This is a genomic window from Frankia alni ACN14a (assembly GCF_000058485.1).
Lineage (GTDB): Bacteria > Actinomycetota > Actinomycetes > Frankiales > Frankiaceae > Frankia > Frankia alni.
Map to the genome: position 1 here is coordinate 259,993 of NC_008278.1, position 22,485 is coordinate 282,477.

16 protein-coding genes and 1 pseudogene are annotated in these 22,485 nt (G+C 70.2%); 16 read left to right on the forward strand and 1 reads right to left on the reverse strand.

Annotated elements, in window-relative coordinates:
* Positions 1–90 precede the first annotated feature (90 nt).
* The 12 genes and pseudogenes from FRAAL_RS01125 (at position 91) to FRAAL_RS01180 (ending at position 12,936) form a co-directional block, all read left to right on the forward strand.
* The gene (locus tag FRAAL_RS01125; RefSeq protein ID WP_231861448.1) at positions 91–4,230 is read left to right on the forward strand and encodes an Eco57I restriction-modification methylase domain-containing protein; all 4,140 of its coding nucleotides are present in this window, start codon (positions 91–93) and stop codon (positions 4,228–4,230) included.
* 536 nt (positions 4,231–4,766) lie between these two features.
* Positions 4,767–5,336: a hypothetical protein gene (locus FRAAL_RS01130; protein WP_231861449.1), complete on the forward strand. Its 570-nt coding sequence runs from the start codon at positions 4,767–4,769 to the stop codon at positions 5,334–5,336.
* Between the two features lie 65 nt (positions 5,337–5,401).
* A pseudogene (locus FRAAL_RS35945) lies at positions 5,402–5,596 on the forward strand (DUF2510 domain-containing protein); the annotation flags it as partial.
* Between the two features lie 69 nt (positions 5,597–5,665).
* Positions 5,666–6,292 (forward strand): DUF4333 domain-containing protein, encoded by a 627-nt coding sequence (locus FRAAL_RS01135; protein WP_011601510.1) that lies wholly within the window; start codon positions 5,666–5,668, stop codon positions 6,290–6,292.
* 64 nt (positions 6,293–6,356) lie between these two features.
* A complete protein-coding gene (locus tag FRAAL_RS01140; RefSeq protein ID WP_041938643.1) occupies positions 6,357–6,590 on the forward strand; it encodes a hypothetical protein in 234 nt (77 codons plus the stop codon).
* 78 nt (positions 6,591–6,668) lie between these two features.
* Positions 6,669–7,367 carry an ankyrin repeat domain-containing protein gene (locus FRAAL_RS01145; RefSeq protein WP_011601512.1) on the forward strand — a complete coding sequence of 233 codons (699 nt, stop codon included), beginning with the start codon at positions 6,669–6,671 and terminating at the stop codon, positions 7,365–7,367.
* A gap of 85 nt (positions 7,368–7,452) precedes the next feature.
* Complete coding sequence (locus tag FRAAL_RS01150) at positions 7,453–8,373, forward strand: EndoU domain-containing protein (RefSeq protein ID WP_011601513.1); 921 nt, start codon at positions 7,453–7,455, stop codon at positions 8,371–8,373.
* Positions 8,360–8,743 (forward strand): hypothetical protein, encoded by a 384-nt coding sequence (locus FRAAL_RS01155; RefSeq protein WP_011601514.1) that lies wholly within the window; start codon positions 8,360–8,362, stop codon positions 8,741–8,743. Before FRAAL_RS01150 ends, FRAAL_RS01155 begins: the two co-directional genes overlap by 14 nt.
* Before the next feature lie 55 nt (positions 8,744–8,798).
* Positions 8,799–9,080: a hypothetical protein gene (locus FRAAL_RS01160; protein WP_011601515.1), complete on the forward strand. Its 282-nt coding sequence runs from the start codon at positions 8,799–8,801 to the stop codon at positions 9,078–9,080.
* A gap of 847 nt (positions 9,081–9,927) precedes the next feature.
* Positions 9,928–10,170, forward strand: coding sequence for a helix-turn-helix domain-containing protein (locus FRAAL_RS01170; protein ID WP_041938646.1), 243 nt, complete (start codon positions 9,928–9,930; stop codon positions 10,168–10,170).
* Positions 10,163–11,437, forward strand: coding sequence for a HipA domain-containing protein (locus FRAAL_RS30125; protein WP_050996966.1), 1,275 nt, complete (start codon positions 10,163–10,165; stop codon positions 11,435–11,437). The genes FRAAL_RS01170 and FRAAL_RS30125 overlap by 8 nt, the downstream gene beginning before the upstream one ends.
* 314 nt (positions 11,438–11,751) lie before the next feature.
* Positions 11,752–12,936: a restriction system modified-DNA reader domain-containing protein gene (locus FRAAL_RS01180; RefSeq protein ID WP_231861450.1), complete on the forward strand. Its 1,185-nt coding sequence runs from the start codon at positions 11,752–11,754 to the stop codon at positions 12,934–12,936.
* Positions 12,937–13,005: 69 nt separating this feature from the next.
* Here the strand turns inward: FRAAL_RS01180 and FRAAL_RS32615 are convergent, their stop codons facing one another.
* Positions 13,006–13,170: a hypothetical protein gene (locus FRAAL_RS32615; protein WP_011601521.1), complete on the reverse strand. Its 165-nt coding sequence runs from the start codon at positions 13,168–13,170 to the stop codon at positions 13,006–13,008.
* A gap of 256 nt (positions 13,171–13,426) precedes the next feature.
* Between FRAAL_RS32615 and drmA the strand changes: the two genes are divergently transcribed.
* From drmA to FRAAL_RS01200, 4 genes are read left to right on the forward strand one after another with little or no spacing between them, the layout of a single operon-like run.
* Complete coding sequence (gene drmA, locus FRAAL_RS01185) at positions 13,427–17,449, forward strand: DISARM system helicase DrmA (RefSeq protein ID WP_011601522.1); 4,023 nt, start codon at positions 13,427–13,429, stop codon at positions 17,447–17,449.
* Entirely contained in the window at positions 17,449–19,374 is a 1,926-nt protein-coding gene (gene drmB / locus FRAAL_RS01190) for an MrfA Zn-binding domain-containing protein (RefSeq protein WP_011601523.1), read from the forward strand. The genes drmA and drmB overlap by 1 nt, the downstream gene beginning before the upstream one ends.
* A 56-nt stretch (positions 19,375–19,430) precedes the next feature.
* On the forward strand, positions 19,431–20,273 hold the full coding sequence (gene drmC / locus FRAAL_RS01195) for a DISARM system phospholipase D-like protein DrmC (RefSeq protein WP_011601524.1): 843 nt from the start codon (positions 19,431–19,433) through the stop codon (positions 20,271–20,273).
* A gap of 3 nt (positions 20,274–20,276) precedes the next feature.
* Positions 20,277–22,415, forward strand: a complete 2,139-nt coding sequence (locus FRAAL_RS01200; protein WP_011601525.1) for an HsdM family class I SAM-dependent methyltransferase — start codon at positions 20,277–20,279, stop codon at positions 22,413–22,415.
* The last annotated feature ends 70 nt before the right edge of the window (positions 22,416–22,485 follow it).

The following is a 22,485-nucleotide window of genomic DNA, read 5'->3' on the forward strand; positions in this document are numbered from 1 at the left end:
CGGCGGCGTCCCCCGGTCCAGGATGGGGCGGCGCAGCATCGCGACTGGCTGAGCCTGATCGACGTCAGCGGCCCGTTCCTCAGCCTGCCGGTGCTGCGGCGGGTCTGGCCGACGCTCGACGCGCTGGAGAAGAAGACCCGGGAGCGGCTGCGTCGGGAACACGCCGCCTGGCTGGACGCCCCGGCGGCCGGCCAGCGCGACTGGGCCCGCTTCGTGCTCGCCGAGCTGCTCGGCTGGGGCGACGCCCTGGTCTGGCCCGAGGCCGCCGGCCGGCTCGACGTCGGGACTGTCGATGCCAGGACTGTCGATGCCAGGACCGATGCCAGGACCGATGCCAGGGCCGAGACCGAGACCGAGACCGGGGCTGCCGACCCGCTGTCCGCGCTTGCCGTGGACATCGATCAGCACGACACCCGCGTCGTCCCGTCCTTCGTCCTCGTCGACCCGAATGTCGACGTCGCCGGTGCCGGTGCCGGGGTGAAGCCGGACGCGGTGCGGCTGCTCGGCCTGGTCGTGGCGCCCGGGCAGTCGCCGACGGGGCGGATCGCCGGGCAGGCGTGGGCGGCGACCCCGGTGGACCGGGCGGCGCTGGCCTGCCGGCATCACGGCGTCGAGCTGGCGCTGGTGACGAACGGCCGGCAGTGGGCGCTGGTCTGGGCGCCGCGCGGCGGGGTGACGACGACGGCGGTGTTCGACGCCGTGTCCTGGCCGGAGGCGGCCGAGCGGGACGTGGTGCGGGCGTTCGTCTCGCTGCTGTGCCGGCGCCGGTTCTTCGGGGTGCCGGACTCCGAGACGCTGGTCCCGCTGCTGAAGGCGAGCCTCGGCAGCCAGGAGGAGATCACCGAGGCGCTGGGCGTCCAGGTCCGCCAGGCCGTGGAGTTGCTGGTCGCCGCGTTCGGCCGCTGGCACGTCGCCGAGGGCGCCCGCGGCGGCGTCGGGCTGCGCGACGTCCGCGAGCATGACGTCTACCGCGGCGCGGTCGCGGTGATGATGCGGATCGTGTTCCTGCTCTACGCCGAGGAACGCGGCCTGCTGCCCGCCGACAACGACCTGTACGCGGGCACGTACTCGGTCGGCCGGCTGTGCGCGGAGCTGGAGCAGCAGCTCTCCGACGGCGCCACCGAGGACGACCTGGAGCAGTCGACGGCGGCCTGGCACCGGCTGCGCGCGGTGTTCACCGCCGTCTACACCGGCGTCGACCATCCCCGGCTGCGGATGCACGCCCACGGCGGCTCCCTGTTCGACCCGGCGACCCATCCGTGGCTGCCGCTCGGCGTCGACGACCGGACGGTGCTGCACATGCTGCGCGCCGTGCAGTACATCCAGGTCGGCTCCGGACGGTCGCGGGAACGGCGGACGTTGAGCTTCCGCTCCCTGGACGTCGAGCAGATCGGCTACGTCTACGAGGGCCTGCTGTCCTACGACGCGAAACGGGCCGGCGCCGGCGAGGTCGTCGTCGGCCTGGTCGGCAAGGAGGGCCTGGAGGCCGAGGCGACGCTGTCCGAGCTGGAGGACCTGGCGTCGCGGCACCGGGGCCGGCCGCTGCTCGCCGCCGCCCTCGCCGAGACGTACGCCGCGAGTGGCCTCGGCTCGGCGAAGGCGATCGAGAAGCGGCTCGTCCCGCTGGAGGACGCCGAACGGGAGGAAGCCCGCAAGGCCCTGCTCGCCGTGACCCGCGGGGACTACCCGACCGCCGAGCGGCTGCTGCCGTTCTTCGGCCTGCTGCGCCGCGACCTGCGCGACCAGCCGGTGGTCATTCTGGAAAGCGGCCTGTACGTCACCGAGTCGCCGCTGCGGAAGAACACCGGGACGCACTACACGCCGCGCTTCCTCGCCGAGGAGGTCGCGAACAACGCCCTGGAGCCGCTGGTCTACGCGCCCGGCCCGTTGCAGACCGCCGACACCACCGCCTGGAAGCTGCGGTCCAGCACGGACATCCTCGCCCTGAAGGTCGCCGACATCGCGATGGGCTCGGCGGCATTCCTCGTCGCCGCCGCCCGCTACCTCGGCGCCCGGCTCGTCGAGGCCTGGACGCTGGAGGGCGACCCCCGCGCCCGTGGACGGTCGGATGCGAACCTGCCCGGGCACGACGAGACCGGCGAGTGGCTGGGCCGGGACGCCGAGGAGGACGAGGTCGTCGTCGAGGCCCGCCGCCAGATCATCGAGCACTGCCTGTACGGGGCGGACATCAACGAGATGGCCGTCGAGATGGCGAAGCTGTCGCTGTGGCTGGTCTCCATGGACACCCGCCGCCCCTTCACCTTCCTCGACGACAAACTCGTCGCCGGCGACTCCCTGCTCGGCATCACCTCCCTGGACCAGCTCGAATACATGCACCTCGACCCGGCCAAGGGCCGCGAGATCCACTCCGACATCTTCGGCTGGACCGCCGGCATCCGCGAACTGGTCCGCGACGTCGCCGCGGAACGCCGCGAACTCGTCGAGAAGGACGGCTCGTCCCTGGACGGCCTGGACGAGAAGAAGGCCCTCCTCGACGACGCGAAGGCGCGCACGGCCCAGATCACCCTGTTCGCCGACGCCCTGATCGGCGCCACCCTGGCCCACGCCGGCCGCGGCGAACGCGGCCAGAAGATCGCCTCCGAGACGGCCGCCAAACTCGCCGCCGACATCGCCGAGGGCCGCCGGGACGTGGACGAAGCCCAGCGCGAGATCACCCGCTGGCTCGCCACCGACCACGTCAAGGGCAGCTTTGCCCGCAAGCCCATCCACTGGCCTCTGGTCTTCCCCGAGGTCTTCGAAAAGGGCGGCTTTGACGCTATCATCGGCAACCCCCCATTCTTGCATGGTTCCCGCATAACTGGCTCATCGGGATTCTCCTATCGCGAGTTCTTGATCGATGTCGTTGCGAGTGCAACGAGAGGAAATGCCGATCTAGTGGCATTCTTCGCCTTGCGGTCGGCTATGCTTGTCAACATCTCTGGCCAGTTTGGTTTGATAGCCACGAACACGTTGGCGCAGGGTGATACTCGCGAGGTTGGACTCGATCAACTCGTTAGGGCCGGTGCTACTATCCGTCGGTCGATCAAGAGTGAAGCATGGCCCTCGCGTGCGGTAACCTTGGAATACTGCGCTGTGTGGATATCGAAGACACCTGTAAATGAGGCGGCCGGGTGTGTTGCCGATGGACGCCAAGTGGCTGGCATTACCACACTCCTCGATGCTGAATCTAGATCTGTCGGGTCTCCGAAGCGGCTAGTTTCAAATGAGAAGATCGCATTCTACGGTACGTACGTCCTTGGCATGGGTTTTACCATGAGCCCAGAGTCTGCCGTCGGATTGATTCGGCAGGAGCCAAGGAACAGAGATGTTCTTTTTCCGTATCTCGGAGGAGACGATCTAAACTCGAGCCCTACGGTAGAGGCGAGTCGCTGGATCATTTACTTCCGGGATTGGCCTGAATCGAAGGCGAGGTCTTATCTCGATTGCTATCATCAAGTTCTTCGTCTAGTCAAACCCGAACGAGAGAAAAATAGTATTAAACAAGTTCGCGAAAGATGGTGGATCTTCAAGCGACCAACTACCGAGTTGTTTCGGCTTGCATCAGGCCTTGACCGTGTCCTAGTGATCGCGCGTCATAGTAAGACGGTACTCCCAGTCTTTGTGTCAGGCGATCAGATTATGAGCGACGCAACAGTGGTTTTCGCGACTGATAGTGCAGCGAGCATGAGCCTCCTTAGCAGTTCGCACCACTACTGGTGGGCAGATTCTTGGGCGTCGTCGCTAAAGGGTGATCTTCGGTATACTCCATCGGATGTTTTCGAGACGTTTCCGTTGCCGGAGCTGGCGTCGGAGATGCGGGAGCTCGGGGAGCGGCTTGATGGGTTTCGGCGGGAGGTTATGTTGGGGCGGCAGTCGGGGTTGACGAAGACGTACAATCTGGTGTTCGATCCTGCTTGTAAGGATGCCGATATCGTCGAGTTGCGGGAGATTCATCGGCTTATCGACGAGGCTACCTTCCGGGCCTATGGCTGGGACGACATGATCGACCGAGGGCTCGACCATGGTTATCACCCGGCCGGGAAGTACACGCGGTACACGATCGGGCCGTGGGCGCAGCGGGAGGTGCTCGACCGGCTCCTCGAGCTGAACCATGCCCGGTACGCCCAGGAGGTCGCCGCCGGGCTGCACGAGAAGGGCGCCAGGAAGAAGGGTTCCCGCGCCAAGCCGGCCGCCGCCGCGCCGCCGGGCGAGGCCCTGTTCGACATATAAGTCCATGCTCGCCCGACCCGGCCGTCGTGTACGCGGTCGGTCGGTTAGAGTGAGCGGTCGGCCGGCGAACGGTTCATTTTCCGTCTCCGTCGGCCGCCCATCGCCGAAGGCTGGGACAGGCTTCGGTACACGCTGGTTCAGGGGGAATCCATGCGTCTCGATGCACCGCTTCACCGCACCGCCTCGGCGGCCTTCGGCATCCCGGCCGGATGGCCGGCCGGCTCCATCGCCGCTGCGGAAACCATCGCCGGGTGCACTCTGTCATAGCGCCTTCGGCATACCCGCCGGTCGTCATCACCAGACTGGCCGGCGGGAATGGATACGGCGTCGTGCGCCGAACCGTTGGGAGCCGGTGGCAGTCCTGAAGCCGTAAACCGCGTTCAGGTTCCGGTCCGACGGCCATGTCGGCGAGCGCGGAGACGAGGCTCGCCGCATCACGCAAGCCTCGCGGTGCCACGGTCATTCCGTGCGCCGGGGAGGCGTATTCGATGCTGCCGGAAAACGATGACGGCAGCGATTGTCACGGGGGTTTTCGCATGGGTAAGGCAAGGCTTTTCGTCGTCGCCACCGTCCTCGCCGGGATGGTCGGGCTGACCGGCTGCCTGGAGGACACGTCCGTCTCCACCACGGGGACGACCGCCGGCTCGGCGCAGGGCGCCGCCGCGAACGGATCGACCGGCGCGCCGGCCGGCAAGCCGGGCTCGGCGGCGGGCGGCGCGAAGCAGGCCCAGTACGGCGAGGTTCTGGAGGTCCGCAAGGGTGGTGACGTCGCGGCGACCCTCAGTGTGGCCGCGCCGAAGGCGGTCGGGTCCTTCTTCGGTGGTGCCAGCAAACCGACCAGTGGCCCGGCGTTCGCCACCTTCATAGTGTCGTTCAGCTCGCAGAAGCAGGGCTTCAACGTCAACCCGTTCGACTTCTTCGTCCGCACGCCGGAGGGCGCCCGGGTCCAGCCGACGTTCGGCTGCGAACCGGCGTTCAACGCGGCGACCCTCGGCGCGGGGGAGAAGTTCCAGGGCTGCCTGACCGTCGACGTGGCCCACGGCAACCTCGTCTACACCTCGGGCCTGTTCGACTCCACCAGCCTGGTGGAGTGGCCCGGCTTCTGAACCCGGACCAGACCGGCCCGTAACACCCCGCAGCGGCAAGCAAGTGCCCACGACAGGAGTTCGTCATGTCCGCTGGCTTCGAGGTTCCGGCGGTACCGCCCGAGCCGTCATACCGCGACGATGCGGCCGGTCCCGCGCTCTCGCCGCCGATCCTGCCCCCGCCACCCCCACCGCCGGGCTGGTATCCAGATCCGGACGACCCGGGCCGGCAACGGTGGTGGAGCGGGGTCACCTGGGCTGCGGCTACGCCATCCGTGCCCCCGCCGTCCCCTCCGCCCCTTCCCTCTTCACCGTTCTCCCCTCCGCCTTCCTCCCCTGCGCCATCGCCGGTGTCGTCGCCCGGGCCAGATGCCGCGTTCGGGGAGGTCGGCCGGGAGATCGCGAGTGAGGTGACGGCCTGGGCGCTTGCCGTGACGCCGCTGGTCGGGCTGGTCGCCGAACTGGTCATCGCGGCGTTATTCGCAGACCTCGGCGTCTCGACGTCGGTCCTGCTGGGGCTCCTCGTCGGGTGGGCCTGCGGCCTTCCGCTCGCGATCGCCGACTACCGGGCGCTGCGTCGACTCGGCGAGGATCCGGCCCACTGGGCGGTGGCGCTCGTCGCGCCCTGGGCGTACCTGTGCGCGCGGGCCATCCGGCGGCGGCCGGCGCCGTGGACGACCTGGGCCGCTCTCGGCCTGTGCGCGACGCTGACGCTCCTGACCATCCTCGTCAGCACGCCGCTGACCAGGAGCGTGCTGACGGCGAACGCCGTGTTCGATCAGGGTCGGGTGCAGCGGGAGATCGCAGCCCAGGTCAAGAGCCAGAGCGGCGTCACCGTGAAGGTCTCCTGCCCCAAGGACCCGCCGCTGTCGGCCGGCTCCACGTTCCGGTGCCTGGTCAGGGGCGGGGGCGGTGCCGGCTTCGCGACCGTCACGATGGAGGACGGCAGCGGCAGCTACACCTGGGTGATCCCCTGATGGCCAGCATCATGGCGGACGGGAAACGCTCACGGCCGAAAGCGGACCGGCAGGGGGCGACACCGTGAACCGCTGGATCACGCGGGTACTGGCGCGTTCACGCCGACGAGGCGCGCGGGTCGAGCCGGAGGTGCGGCGCTCGGGCTTCGCGCCCTGGCGCCTTCCCGACGGTTCGATCGAGAACCCGGTGAACGTGAGCACGGAGGAGTACTGCGCGCTGGGCATCACCGAGGTCGTGCGGCCGGGCGAGGACGGCTACGAGAAGCTTGACACCTGGCTGAAAAGCCGCGGCAGGTAGAGGCCAGGGCAAGTAGGCCAGCAGGCGGCGGTCAGGAGCGTTTTAGCACCCCGCAACACGACCCGGTGAAGGGACCTGATGGAATCACAGCCGTTCTACGCTGCCCCGGAGACTGCTCAAGAATGCACCGAGTGGTTCGGTTACCGGCGCGACGCCGTCTCCGTCGAGGTTGCCGCGGTCAGGGAGCGGATCACCGATGCCGCCCGGGACGGCGACTGGGAGCCACTTTTTCGCGAGCTCGACGCCGCCAGTTATCAGAACTGGGTGAATTCCACGCGACTCGACGGGCATCGCGAATTTGCGCCGTTGCATCAGGCGGCCTGGCACGGTGCGTCATCAGGCATCGTGGCAGGGCTGCTGTCCCGCGGTGCCTGGCGCACGCTGCGGACCACACGGGGCGAGCGCCCCATCGACATCGCCGCCGCCCGCGGCCACAGCCACTTGGCCGACGTTCTACGCCCCGTTGTCCGGCACCCGCTTTCGGTCGAGGTCGTGGTCGCGCTCGAACGCCGGCTGCACCCGCTGCTGGCGGAGGTGAGTATGGGCCTGACGGAGCAGCAGCGGATGCGCCTTCCGCAGGTGGCTGTGCTGACCGAGATCTCGGAAGGTCGGCTCTGGTTTCCCGTTCCAGGCATGTACGGCGGCGCGGACATTCGCCTGGAGGCAGCGGAGGGGGCGCTGATCGTGGAAAGCTGGTGCCGGGTCGTCGAGGGTTCCGGCTGCCGGCACCGTGTCACTCCCGATGGCACCGTCCTCCTGGCGGAAGGTTTCGTCTGAGCTCGCCGGCAGCTGATCCGCCACGGAGCTCGGCAATCCGCCCGTAGCGCAGGGCGTTGCCGCAATACTGTCCCCGTGAGCATCGATGCCGCGTGACCTCCCGGCACCCGGTGCTGATCTCCCCGAACCTTTGCCCGGCGCGGCGGCGGATCGGACGGATCGGATCAGCGGCCCCGAGGCCAAGGCGCGGCTGCTGGACCTGGCGGCCACGCGGGCCGGCGATGCCTCCAAGCCCGTCGATTCCAGTTTTCCCGAACAGCGTGGGGAGGAACTGTCGGGCCCGGAGAGGAAGGCGCGGGCCCTGGATCGGCTGGCCCTGGGCCGGCTGGCCCTGGAACACGGCGGGGACTCTGCCGACGTCGTCCGCCGCCCGCCAGCGGCGCCACAGCGCGAGCTCACCTCCGCCGAGCGGAAGGCGATCCTCCTCGACCAGGCGTCCGACCGCCTGCAGCGAAGCGACCGGGAGTCAGCGGGGGAGGCGGAGCTGTCCGGCGGCGCCCCCGAGCAGCACCGTGACCGTAGCGTCCCGATCGGACCCGATCGGCCCGTTCCTACCGACCTCCGCCCTCCGATCACGGAAAAGGCGTTCAACCACGTCCTGAACGGCGAATGGAGTAGAAAGGGGAAGCCGGTGGGTTTCCATAGCGCGCCGGAGGGTGTTCCTCCGGAGGGACGGAGAGTTTCCTGGGCCGCGGAGCCGACTGTCGAGGGTGCGTACGGGGCGAAGGTCGAGTTTCGGAACGAGTCCACGGGTGAATGGCGCGAAAAGAAAGTGCGCCAGCATACCATGTTCCCGGACTTCTGGAGTACGGAAAAGGTCCGCGGCGCGGTGCAGAGTGCCTACGACGAGGTCTACGATACGCAGATATCTCCTGCACTGAGAGCCGGGTCCGATCTTTCGAAGACCAAGTGGACCGGATCCTACGAAGGGGTTCACATCAGGTTCTACGTGGAACCTGACGGATCCGTTCGAACCGCCTTTCCGGTCATCGATGAGGAAGATTGAGAGGTGTGCGATGTGGAAATTCGTCGAGAACGAGAAAGGTTGGCTCAAGGTCGACCCGGCGGATCACTTTCCGGAAGGTAAGTTGCTGGGGATCCGAGACTGGCTCGAGGATGATATCCAGCACAGTCTCCGGAGTCTGGAGCTGTTCAGGGACGACTGGCGCCGGGTGCGATCGGGGGAGTGCGAAGGGACCGCCGGAAACTCCACCGAGCAGACTCTCGTCGGGGACGAGGTGTTGTTCGAGTCGCTGTACGAGCGGTGGGACGACTTCGCGATGCCGCTTGCGGAGATGTACGAGATCCTGGACAGGTACGAGGACTTCCTCAGGGAGAGGGCCGCGCGCCGTCGACAGGCCGCCGCCGGGGGCTGAAGTGGACAGTTCTGTCTCGGCGATGGGCCGGTACGCCGGCGGTGGCCAGGCTTCGGTGAGCGATGGCATCGAGCTGCGGATCGAGTGGATCGACGCACCGGGCGTACGTGCTCCCGAGCCGGCCGCCACCTGGGCGAGGTACGAACTGTGGGTGGGTGGCAGATGCGTGACGCAGGTGGAGGAGCCGGATGGAACTTTCCGGCGGTCGGTCTACGGCAGTGTCTATCCGCTGGCTGAATGGATCGCCACCAACTGGTGGCCGCTGACGGGGCACATTCGCCCCTCGGCCATCAGATCCGAGCACTGGACCTGGTCGAACCTGCGCCGGTATCCCTGACTGCGTTAGCACAACCTGCGAGGTGCCGGGGACGGAATGGCCTGGCCCGATCTGACGGCGGTGCCCGAAGGCGCGGTCACCCGGGTGGTCTGGGCCGCCGACGACGACGGAACACTCGGACAGCCACGGTTCGCGTCGAGCGGGCAGGCGCTGGTGCCTTCCGAGGAGGCCAGGCATCCAGCTTCGACGACAACGAAGCTCGATGGTCGGAATCAGCCCCGACCTCGCGATCGGCGGTGAGACTGCCGGGGCCGGGCCCCTCCAACGTCCGGAGCTTCGCCTCGACTCCGCCGGTCTGCGTCCCGTCACCACCGCCACCGCCACCGAGGGCCCGCCGTTCGAGCGCGGCCATCTTCGCCTCGATGCCCGGGGATTCCGAGACCGGGCTCGGCGGCGCCGCGGGCTCCGGATGGTCTGAAGCATCCCAGGGAAGATCACGGGCCATCGGCGCTCACCGTGCCAGTATCGTCACTCCAGCTGCGGAAGCGCTACAGATCCCCGGAGATCTCCCGAGCCGAGGTAGCTGTCCGGACGACAGGGAATGCGCCGCATGTCCGGCCTCGGCTCGCGTGATTGTGACGGAGTTCGTCGCGGACCGGAAACAAGCGGTCGTGATCTCGGTGGCGGCCGTCTGTCGATCGGCATCTAGTGATCGTCAAGGGCTTCCGGGCCTCGCCCGTCAACGCCTGATCGCAGGAGTCGGCAGGTGGCAACGCCTCGGTCTCGCGCACGCCCCCGGTCACCCCGAAGGCCGGTGACCGCGATCGTGGGGGTCGGGGTCCAAGGTCAGCGCCGAACCCGTCCCCGGTGATATTGCTGTTTACAGATAGCGGCGTAGTATTGGTCAATGGTGATACCGGCGGGTGAGTACCAGGTGATCGCGGCACGGGACCTCGGCGCGGCGATCAAGTACTTCCGAACCTCCGCCGGGGTGACGCAGGTGGCAGCGGCCGAGGCGACGGGGGTCGGGCAGTCCTACATCTCGTCACTGGAGGCGGGCAGGTTCGGCAGTTCGCTGACACACGCGTTGCGGCTGTTGCGGTTCGTCGGGTGCGAGGTTGTCGTCCGGCCGAGGCGGGCACGTGGCTGACCATCTGGTGGCCTGGCTCTACGAGACCCCGACGGCGGTTCTGACGCCTGGGCCGGAGTTCCGGATCACGCTGGAGTGGCGGGCCGAGGCGGTGGAGCGGTGGGGAGCGGGTAGCCCGGCGCTGTCGGTCGGGCTGCCCATCGGGGCGGTGATCGGTCCTCGGGACATGCGGGGTCTGGACTTCTTCGAGAACGTCCTTCCTGAGGGGCCGACGCTGCAACGGATGGCGGCTATCGCCGGGGTACGCCCAGCCGACACCTACGGGATCCTGAAGGCGTTCGGCCGCGACTGCGCCGGCGCGATCCAGGTGCTACCCGAGGGCGAGGAGCCAGGCACCGGTGACGAAGGCGGCTACCGCATGATGAGTTCCGATGACCTGCGCCGAGTCATCGGCGCGTTGGACGTCGCCCCGCTGGGGGTGGCGCCGGAGCGCGGGTTCCGGCCGTCCCTGGCCGGATTCCAGCGCAAGGCGCTGTTGGGCCGCGCTGCCGACGGCTCCTGGCAGCTTCCGACGGGGGATGCCCCGTCGACGTGGATCCTCAAGCCCGACGGCCCGCACGCGATGGCCGCCAACGAGGCCACCTGCCTGGCGCTCGCCGCGGCCTGCGGGCTGGCGGCGGCGGAAGGGGAACTGCTCGACGTCGCGGGTCTCCCGGTGCTGGCGGTCCGGCGGTTCGACCGGCAGGAGCGCACCAGCGGGCGGCTCCCGGTCAGGGTGCACCAGGAAGACGGCTGCCAAGCGACCGCGACGCCACCGGGAATGAAGTACGAGGAACAGGGCGGCCCGTCGCTGCGCGACTTCGCCGAGGTGCTGCGGACCTTCGGCGACCCCCGAGATGTCACAGTCCTGCTGCGCCGGGCGACCTTCAATGCGGCCGTGGGCAACGCCGACGCGCACGCAAAGAACTTCGCGATCCTGCACCAAGCCGACGAACCGGACGTCCGCCTCGCCCCCTTGTATGACGTGGTGTCGACGATCGCCCTCGAGCTCCGCGACCATCTCGGACAGCCACTGCGAGCCGACACTCACCTCGGCCAGCGGGTCGGCGGGCAGGCAGACATACAGGCGGTGACCGCAGCCAACCTCGTGGACGAGGCGACCACATGGGGCCTGCGCCGACGGACCGCCGCGGCCGTCGTGACCGACACGCTGGACCAGATTCTCGCGTCCATTCCGGACACGCCCGGAGACGACAGGGTCCGCGCCGTCATCAAGCAGCAGACCGAGCGAGTCCGTCTCGGGAGGAATTCACCGTCGAAGCCGTAGCGAGCTGCACGCGCTGCTCACCCGGGAACCAAACGGCGATCTCGGCCCGGTCTTCAGGCCTCCCGCCGTCGAAACCGAATGAGCCCGAAGCGGCGACAACTTGATCTACAACTTGGAAGCTGAGTTGTCGCTCAAGTTGTAGATCAACTGCAAGTCGTGGGTGGTGGAACGCCGGTCACGGGCTGCTGGACGACGAGGTCGGGCTGACGGCCCCGCGGTACCCCCGTGCACCGCTCAGTAATCGGATGATACTGATTGTTGCTGGGGAGGGGTGCCACCCACAGCCCCAGGACGGCAGGCGATCGGTGGCTGGGGTGAGAGTGGCGCGAACGCTGCAGGAGACACTCAAGGAGTGCGCCGAGCGGCTGGGGCGGTACCGGCAGGGGCAGCGTATCGGTGAGCAGAACACCAAGGCCAGCCTGATCGAACCGGTCATCGAGGCGCTCGGCTGGGACATTCATGACCTCGACGAGGTCAACCGGGAGTACCGGTTCGGCCCGTCCGCGAACCCGGTGGACTACGCGTTGCTCCTGCTGCGCAGACCTCGCCTCTTCATCGAGGCGAAGGGGCTCGGGGAGGACCTTTCCCAGCTCAGGTGGGCGACCCAGGTGCTCAGCTACGCCACGTCGGCCGGGGTGAGATGGGTGGTGCTCACGAACGGTGATGAATGGCGAATCTACAACGCGCACGCGCCGGTCCCGGTCGACCAGAAGCTCTATCGGTCGGTCAGCATATCCGCGGATCCGGGCGGCGCGGCGGACGTACTTGCCCTGCTCGGCAAGGACGCGATGAACGGTGACCGGATCGATGACCTGTGGCGCGCCGAGTTCGTCGACGGCCAGCTCCGGTCCGCCCTCGCGGAGCTCTTCGACGGCGGTGACCCGGCGGCCGAACTCGTCTCGCTGCTCCACCGGCGCACGCGGGACCTGAGCGAGGCCGACGTTCGGGCCGGGCTGATCCGGACCCGCGCGACCTTTGACTTCCCGGTGGCCGGTGCCGTGCCCAGCACATCCTCCCTGCCTCCGGCCGCCTCACCGCCACCATCCCCGAGCGGAGTCGGGATCGGTCCCTCCCCCCGATCGGGCTCGGCGACGAGCGCGGCCACCGGCCCGCCTGCGCCGACCGCCGTCGCCTCGGCCACGGCGACCCAGCCAGCTCGGGTCACACCCGAGGAGCGGAGCCTGAAGCTGACCGATCTGGTCAAGGCCGGCATGGTGCGGCCCGGAAGCACGCTGACCGGCGACTACCGCGGCGGGCGGCGCACGGCGGAAGTACTACCGGACGGGAAGGTCATTTTCGGCGGCGACGAGTTGTCGTTGAGCGCGGCGGGGGCGGCGGCAAAGGTTGACATCGCCGGCCCCGGTCTGCCGGAGACCGCGCGTCAGACGGACGGCTGGGAGTTCTGGAAGGCACCCGACCCGGTGAACGGGCAGCTCGTCAGTCTCAAGAAACTGCGCCGAGACCTGGCTCGATCACTCCCTCGCCGCCCCTCTCCGTGAGACCCGGCGGATCCATGGAGGATACGGCGGATCAGGAGAAGACGTCGGTATCGACGATGACGTAGTCGCTTACTGCGGCAGCTGGCCTCCGCGTGCAGACATCGCCGCGGTGAGAAAGTCGGCGTACTCCTCGTTTGTCAGCGGTTCCGACAGAGCCAGCTCGGCCAGGCTCCGCACCGGTCGCACCCGCTGCTGCGCAGCGAGTTCGTCGAGCGTGTGATGGGCAGAGGTCATCGGCTCAGCTCCATCCTGACGCCAGCCGCTCTATCTGATTCCCGCCGTCGCGCGGAGCTAATGCGTGGCAGTGGTGTTACCGCGGGTAGTCAAGTCGACCGTAGCGGGCAGGCGGGCCGTCGGAGCCCGGGGAACTGTCGGACGTGCGTGGGATGGTGCCCTTACGCGAGCCGGGATCACGGTGTAGTCTGTGAACTCGGTACACAGGTTTGCGTGGGGTGCGCCGGACCCGACCGCTTCGAGGGGGAGATGAGCCGTGGTGGCGCTGGACGGTCAGAGCGCGCTGTTTCCCCCGGAGAAGGGCGCCTCGCCCTCGCTCGCCGGATCGGGGGGTGCGAGCGGGGGCGGTGCGGGTACCTCGGACGGCCCTTCGCCGGCGGAGATTCTGGACAAGCCGGTGGAGTTCGTCCCGGCGACCTCGTACGAGGTTCGGGACGCCTTCGCCGATCTCGTCCGCCGCGACCTGCTCGGGCCCTGGGACGGGGAGCAGGAGGTGTTCCACCACCGGGCGATGGGGCCTCGGGAGCGGTACCTCGTGGGCATGCTCGGTCCGAAGCCCGCCCCGCGCGGAGCCCGGGAGGCGGCGGCCGCCGACACGGTGGCCGACACCGAGACGGCGGTGCAGGGCGACGCCGAAACCGACCTGCCCGAGATCCTCACCCCGCAGAACCGGGGCCGGATCTGGGCGTCGTCGATGGGGCTGTCGTTCGCCGTCCCGGCCGGTCCCGACGGCGCGGCGGTCGACGTCGTCGCCGTCACCGCCACCTGGGGGCAGTACGTCCGGCAGGAGACCGAGGACGACGAGGGGCGCAAGCGCACCGCCTGGGCCCGGGAGCCCGTCGTCCACGCGAACCGGGAGATCCGGCTGGACGGCTCGCTCGGCTCCGACGCGTACCGCGTACCGCTGGTCGGCGACGACGAGACGGGAGTCTTCCTCGCTGTTGTGCTGCGCGAGTGGGCCGGCCCGCGCGAGCGGTCGGGCCGGCGGATCGTCGAGCTGACCCTCGTCAACGGCCAGCCGGAGCCGCCGTCGCATGCCGACACGGCCTGGCTGTTCCAGCCTCGGCTCACCGTGACCGCGCTCGACGGCGAGCGCGCCGTCTTCCTGCCCGTCGACGATCCCGAGGACGGTGTCGGGGCAGACCACGACGGCCACGACCACGAAGACCACGAGGAGCTGCACCTGCGGCTGCTCTACCGGACGCAGCGGCGGTACGCGAACGGTCGCAACGTCGCGGTGCATCCCTCCGTCCGTGACGGTGAGCGCTGCGCCCACCGGCTGGAGACCACCTGGCTGCCCACCTATGACGTCCCGTCGACCATCGCGCCCGCGGGTCCCGGTACCCCGCTGGAACACGTCGAACTGGCCATGGACGCCCTGGCCGTCGCCGACGCCGCGGACCTGCGCCGCGGGCTGTCGCCGCTCGCCGACGGCTACGACGCCTGGCTCGACGAGCGTGAAGCACAGGTGCCGAGCCTGCCCGAGCGGCTGCGGCCCGCCGCCCGCACGGCCATCGGCGAGGCCCGGGTGGCGGCGGGTCGTATCCGCGCCGGGATCGCCCTGCTTGCAGACCCGGCCCAGCCCCGTCAGGGCGAGGCGTTGGCAGCGTTCCGGTTCGCCAACCGGGCGATGGCGGCCCAGCGCCGGCACACCGCCATCGCCCGGCTGCGCGACGAGCACGGCCTGAGCTACCCCGAGGCGACCGCCAAGGTCGAGGCCGAGGGGGCCAGGGCGGCGTCCTGGCGGCCGTTCCAGCTCGGGTTCGTCCTGCTCAACCTGCCTTCGTTGACCGAGCCGGCCCATCCGGAGCGGGCCGCCAACGCCAGCGCCGTCGTCGACCTGCTGTTCTTCCCGACCGGTGGCGGCAAGACGGAGGCCTACCTGGGGCTGACCGCCTACACCTTCGCGATCCGCCGGTTGCAGGGCACGATCGGCACCGGGCTGGACGCCCGCTCCGGCGAGGCCGGTGTCGCCGTCCTGATGCGCTACACCCTGCGCCTGCTCACCGCCCAGCAGTTCCAGCGGGCGGCGGCCCTGGTCTGCGCGGCCGAGGTGCTGCGCCGCGCCGACGAGGCCACCTGGGGCGCGGTGCCGTTCCGGATCGGGCTGTGGGTCGGCGGTGGAGTCTCCCCGAACCGGTTCGAGGAGGCCCGCGACCAGATCAGCGAGGCCCGCGAGGTGGGCAACGGCAAGCGGGCCAACGTCCTGCAGACGTTGAGCTGCCCGTGGTGCGGCACGGCGCTGGCCGCCCACACCGACGCCCACGTCGACGAGGACACCAGCCGGGTCCTGCTCTACTGTCCCAACGGCGAGACTGGCCCCAACGGCGAGGGCGCCGACGCGTGCCCCTTCTCCCGCCGGCTCTCTCCCGGGGAGGGTCTGCCGGTCCTCACCGTCGACGACGAGATCTACCGCTATGCCCCCAGCCTCGTCATCGCCACCGTTGACAAGCTCGCCCAGCTGCCCTGGCGCGGCGAGGCCGGCATCCTGTTCGGCCGGGTGCGCGAGCGCTGCCCCCGGCACGGTTACCGCCACGACGATCTCGACGCCCGCACCGGCTGCGCGTCCCGGCACCACCGCCGCAGCGACCTGCCGGCCGTGGCCAGCGAGCCGGTGCGCCGGCTGCGCCCACCCGATCTGATCATCCAGGACGAGCTGCACCTCATCTCCGGTGCGCTCGGCACCACCGTTGGCCTGTTCGAGAGCGCCGTCGACGAGCTGTGCTCCTGGCCCGTCCCGGCCGACGCGACGGGCGCCGCCGGCGGCACGACGCTCACCGGACCAAAGATCGTCGCCTCCACCGCCACCACCAAGCGGGCCCGCGACCAGGTCCTTGGCGTGTTCGGCCGCCGCCTCGCCGTCTTCCCGCCGCAGGTCGTCGACGTCGCCGACACCTTCTTCTCCCGCCAGGTCCCCGTCACCCCCGCCACCCCGGGCCGGCGCTACCTCGGCGTCTGCGCCCACGGCACCCGGATGAAGTCGGCAGAGATCCGGCTCGCCGAGATCCTGCTCCTCGCCGGGCAGACCCTCTTCGACCGGCACGGGGAGACCGCGGAGGCGTACCAGACCCTCGTCGGCTACTTCAACGCCACCCGGGAACTCGCCGGCATGCGTCGCTACCTCGACGACGACGTCACCACCCGGGTGCGCACCCACGGCACGCGCAAGGGCTTGTCCAACCGCATCGTCCCGGCCTCCGGCATGCTCACGATCTCCGAGCTCACCTCCCGGGTGTCCTCGGCGGACATCAGCGACGTGCTGAAGCGGCTGGAGATCGCCTTCGATCCCGACCTCGACACCTCCAGCCGGCGCCAGGCGATCGCTGACAACTGGCGAGACGCGTACCGCGTCCGGGACAGCCGGGTCCGGGAACGGCCGACCGCCCATCCGGTGGCCGAGCGGGCCCGGGCCCGTCAGGACCGGATCCCCGTCGACGTGGTCCTCGCGACGTCGATGCTGCAGGTCGGCGTCGACGTCTCCCGGTTCGGGCTGATGGCCGTCATCGGGCAGCCGAAGAACACCGCGGAGTACATCCAGGCGTCGTCGCGGGTCGGCCGCGACGCGGCGCGACCCGGGCTCGTCGTCACCCTCTACAACTGGGCGCGGCCCCGCGACCTCGCCCACTACGAGGACTTCGAGCCCTATCACGCCAGCTTCTACCGGCAGGTCGAGGCCCTGTCGGTCACCCCGTTCACCCGGCGTTCGCTCGACCGCACTGCCACCGGCACGTTCGTCGCCGCGCTGCGGCATCTCGACGACGCGAACAGTCGCAACACCGACGCGCACGCCGTGGACCTCGCTGGCCCGATCGCCACCGGCCTGATCAGCCGGCTGCTGGCCCGAGCGGAGGCCGTCGCCGGCCCGCGCGGCCAGGAGTACCTCGGCGAGCGACTGCGGGACCTCGTCGACCGCTGGCAGCTGATGAAGACGGGGCCGACCCGACTCGGCTACCGCCGCAGCGGTGGGCCGCAGAAGGTCACCGGCCTGCTGGAGCCGGCCGGCCACGGCCGCTGGGAGGTCCTCACCGTCGCCCAGTCGATGCGGGAGACCGAGCACGAGATCAACCTTCTCGTTCCCGGCGCGGACGAGATTTACAGCCCCGCCTACGGGGAACCGGGATGGAGCTTCGGGGCGCCTCCGGACGCGGATACCGACACCGACCCCGACCCCGACACCGACATCGGCGAGGACGACCGGGACGAGAACGCCCCGGTCGGCGACGAACTCGGGGAGACCCGGCTGGCCCCGGCGCGACCCCGGCAGGGGAGGGGTGCCTGATGGCCACCAGGTTCCACCGGCGCGTCGGTGCGGTCCGGCCGAGCCATCTGATGTTCACCAGTGGGGTCGGCGCCCTCGTCGACCTGCCCAGCTTCTCCGCCCTGGTCCGCGGGCTCGACGACTGGGACTATCGCAACGTCCCCGAGTACGAGCCGATCGCCGAGCCCCGGCTGCTCGCCGCCGTGCGCCGGGTGTACGACCGCAACGTCACCGAGCTGCGGCCAGCCCCCTGGGCAGACACGGATCCCGGCGACCGCAGCGGTCAGGGCGCCCGCATCGGCGTGCCGACCACGCCGTTCCCGAACTGGCTGCGCTGCACCGCCTGCAACGAGCTCGACGTGATCGCCTCGCGGACCTTCACGTTCGAGAATCCGTGGCTGCACCGCCCGCAGGACGCCCGCTTCTTCCACGAGGTGTGCGGCCGCAAGAAGTCCGGCCGCCGGCCGCTGGCCGTGGCCGCGCGCTTCGTCCTCGCCTGCACCGCCGGGCATCTCGACGACTTCCCCTACGTGATGTTCGTCCACCGGGGCGGCGAGTGCGCGAAGGCGAGCCACCCGCGGCTGCGGATGGAGGACCGGGGCGGCAACCTCGGGGCCAACGTCGAGATCCGGTGCGTCAACTGCGATCAGCGGCGCAACATCCGGGACGCGATGGGCCGCCGCGGCACCCAGAACCTGCCTCGCTGCCGGGGCCGTCACCCGCACCTGGGAACGTTCGCCGACGACGGCTGCCGAGCCGAATCCCGGCTGCTGGTCGTCGGCGCGTCCAACCAGTGGTTCGCCCAGACGCTGTCGGTGCTCTCCGTTCCCCGCACCGGCGCCAGCGAGCTGGCGGCCAAGGTCGAGCAGCACTGGGAGCATCTCAGCCAGATTCCCGGCGAGACGATGATGGGGTTCTCCCGGTCGGTGATGCCGGTGTTCCGCCAGCTGGAGCGGTGGACCGACGCCGAGGTCTGGGCCGCGGTCGAGCGGCATCGGGCGGCGCTGAACGCGGGTCCCGGCGACGGCGCCGAGGAGGGCGACGAACGGGGCTACCCGGATCTGCGCACCCCCGAATGGGAGATCTTCTCCTCGCCGGTGCTGCCCGAGGCCAGCGACGACTTCGCGCTGCGCCGCGATCCCGACGGGGTGCCGCCCCGGCTGGCCGGCTTCTACACCGACGTCGTGCAGGCCGAACGGCTGCGGGAGGTGCGGGCGCTGACCGGGTTCACCCGGCTCGACGCCCCCGACCCGGACGATCCCGACCTCGTCATCCGGGCCCCCCTGACCCGGGGGCCGGCCACCTGGGTGCCGGCCAGCGAGGTCCGCGGCGAGGGCATCTTCCTGCGGGTACCCGAGGAGATCCTCGGCCCGTGGGTGGCCCGGGTCGCCGACAGCACGGAGATGCGCGAGCACCGCGACGCGTACAGCCGCTTCCGCGTGAACCGCTACTCGGATCGGATCGCCGGCGACTTCGACCCGATGCAGGGCTGGCCCGGGGAGCGGTTCATCGCCCTGCACTCCCTGTCCCACCTGCTGATCCGGACCATCGCCCTGGAGTGCGGGTACAGCTCGGCGAGCCTGAGTGAGCGCATCTACGCCGGCTCCGACGACGATCCCCGCGGCGGCATCCTCATCTACACCGCCGTCCCCGACGCCGAGGGCACCCTGGGCGGGCTGGTGTCCCTCGCCGAACCCGACCAGCTCCTTCGGCTCACCCGCCGGGCCCTGGCCGACGCCCGGCACTGCTCCTCCGACCCGCTGTGCGCCGAACGCCTGCCGTATGCACCGGCCGACTTCCTACACGGCGCCGCCTGCCACGTCTGCCTGTTCGTCTCCGAGACGACCTGCGAGCGCGGCAACCGGTTCCTCGATCGCCGCTTCGTTGTTCCTCTCGGCGACGGCCCGCAGTACCGAGACCTCGCCCTGTTCGACGAGCTGCCGTGAGGGCGAAAGCTCCATGATGATCGGGATTCCCGGTGAGGGTGTGCAGGTGATCGGCGTTGACGGCATCGTCTGAACCGGGCCGGGCGCGCGACTTCGCGGCGGCGGTCGCCGCCGCCGTGAGCACGCTGGGTCCGGCCCGGCTGGGTGAGCTCGCCGATCGGATCGGCCCGCGATCGGCGCCGCCGGGGGCAGCCGTGGGAGAGCCTGGCTGGGAGGAGGCGGTGATCGCCGCCATCGCCGGGCCGGCTGCCCGGGACGCCGTCCGGGCGGTCCTGCGTGCCCGCCGAGCCGAGGAGATCGCCCCGGCCGAGGCGGCCGCCTACCTGCACGGGGTCAGCGCCGGTTATGCGGGGCGGGCCGCGGAGACGCGGGTGGAGTCGGTGTGGAGCGGGCCGGGCAGCCGTGAGGTGCCGGTCCGGGCGACCGCCCGGGTGCTGATGGACCTGGTCGCCGAGGCCACCATGGAGCTGATGCTCATGACCTATGCGGCCCGCCCCTATCCGCCGCTGCTGACCGCGCTGAGTGCCGCGACAGGGCGGGGGGTGGCGGTCAGCGTCGTCGTCGAGACCCTTCAGGGGGCCGGGGGCGGACTGGCCGGCAGCGAGCCGGCGGCCGCGTTCGCGAGCGTGCGCGGGGTGCAGCTGTGGCACTGGCCGACCGCCCGCCGTGGACACCTCGGTGCCCGGATGCACGCCAAGATCGCCGTCGCCGACCGGCGGGAGCTGCTGGTGTCGAGTGCCAACCTGACCTCCTCGGGCGTCGAGGAGAACATCGAGGCCGGTCTGTTCGTCCGCGGCGGGGCTCCCCCGCGCCGAGCCGCCGAGCACCTCGCCGCGTTGCAGGCGAGCGGCGTGTTGGCCCGTCTTCTTCCCGGCCCCGAGCTGGCGGCGGGAAGCTGAGCGATGCCGAACGGTAGCGACGTCTCGGCCACGGTCACCGCGTCCGACATCGCCCGCCTCGCCGGCGTGGGCCGCGCGGCCGTCAGCAACTGGCGGCGCCGGTTTGTCGATTTCCCGCAGCCGGTCGGCGGCACCTCCACCAGCCCGCTGTTCGCGCTGACGGCGGTGGAGGACTGGTTCGATCGGCATGACCGCCCGTTTAGCGTCGAGGTCGGCGACCGGGTCTGGCAGCAGATCCGCGGGACCGTCGAAGATCCCCGGCTGGGTGAACTGGTCGGGCATCTCGGCGGCTTCCTGCTCCACCACCAGCGGGACCGGGACGCGGCGGTCGGATTGCTCGGGGAGCCCGACGCCGCGGCCGCTCGTTTGTTGGGACCGGCGATCGAGCGCGCCGCGCCGGACCTTCCCGTCGGCTTTCCACTGATCTGGGAGCCGGACTGGGTGCCGATCGCCCGGTCCGCCGCCGCCGCTGCCGACCGGGACGGACATGCTGCGCTCTTCGAGGTGCTGCGTGTCCGCTATCGCGAGGTGTACTCCCGACAGGTGGCCGAGACCCCGCCCGCGGTCGCGGACCTGATGGTCGGACTCGCCGGCCTTGGGAGAATGGCCGGGGAGCTCACCGTCCTCGACTCCGCCTGCGGGGTCGGGGGGCTGCTGGAGGCGGCCCGGGTCGCGGGCGTCCGCCGGCTGCTCGGCCAGGATGTCGATCCGACGGCGGCCCGGATCACCGGCGCGGGGCTGCTGCTGCACGGCGCCGACGCACGTATCGTCGCGGCGGACTCCCTGCTGGCGGATGCTTTTGTCGGGGGGCAGGCCGACGTCGTGCTGTGCGGGCCGCCGTCCGGGCAGCGGGCCTGGCCCCACGACGAGCTGGTCGACTCGCCCTGGTGGGGCTACGGGGTGCCGCCACGCGGCGAGCCGGAGCTGGCCTGGGTCCAGCACTGCCTGGCCCACGGGCGGCGTGGCGCGCCGGTGTTGGTCCTCATGCCGGCCGCCGCCGCGTCCCGACCTGCTGGGCGGCGGATCAGGGCGAACCTGTTGCGGGCCGGGGCACTGCGGGCCGTGCTGGGGTTGCCACTGGACCTGTTCGGTGCCGGCTCTGCGCCGGATCTGTGGGTGCTGCGGGTGCCCGGCGACGACGTGCCTCCCGCCCAGGTGCTCATGGGTCTGGCGAGCAACGATCCGAGCACGGTCCAGAGGGCCTGGTCGTCGTTCACCGACTCGGCCCCGGCGAGCGAGCCGGCCAAGGCGGCTGAACCAGGCGGAGCGGTTCTGCCGGCCGGATTCCGGCGGATGCCGATCACCGACCTGCTCGACGGTGAGGTCGACCTGAATCCGCGGAGCCACGTCCTGGTGTACCCGGACAGCGTTATCGAGCGCGAGTTCCCGGCAGTGCGCGAGGAATTCCTGGCCGCGCTGTCGTCGCTGTCCGCGCTGACGCCGAGTATTCCGCCGCCGGGCATATCATCGCCGGCCAAAACGTCCGGCTCCACAGCGGAGCCCGCGGCGGCGTTCGAGACGGCCGGCGCAGCGCAACCGGCCTGGGTCACGGTGGGCCAACTGGCGAAGAGCGGGGTTCTGACGGTACTGACAGCCCCGCTGCAGACCAGAACTGACGCTGGCGACCTGCCATTGCTCACTGCCGCCGACGTGCGGCGTGGCCGGGGAGCGTCCGGTCGGACCGGTCTACTCCCCGGAATGCTGATGCTCCGATCCGGAGACGTGGTCTGCGCGATGGCGGCGGGGAGGATCGCGGCCGAGGTGATAGATGAGGTGGGTGCCGTGCTCGGGCCGAAGGTGGCGCTCCTGCGTGTCGATCCCGAGCGCCTCGATCCGCATTTCCTGGCTGGCAGCCTGCGGGCCGCGGGCTATCGAGCGGCTGGGGGGCTGGGCGTCGGCGATGAGGAGGGACTCGGTAGTCGGTCGGGCGGGATGTTGTCGCGTCCTGACCTGCGTCGGGTCCGCATCTCCGCGCTGGCGCTGGCCGCCCAGAGGGAGCTGGGGGCGGACTTCCGTCGACTCCAGCGGCTGGAGAAATCGGTGCGCGAGGCTGCCGAGCTGGGCGAGGAGATCATTCGGGTCGGCTACCTCGGTGTAGCCGACGGCCGGCTGCGGGTCCGGGGCGACCCCGATTCTCGGTAATGCCGGCTCCTGCTCGCTGGAGATTTCGGTGGAGTGTAATCTCAAGCCGTCTGATGGGAAAGGCTGATCG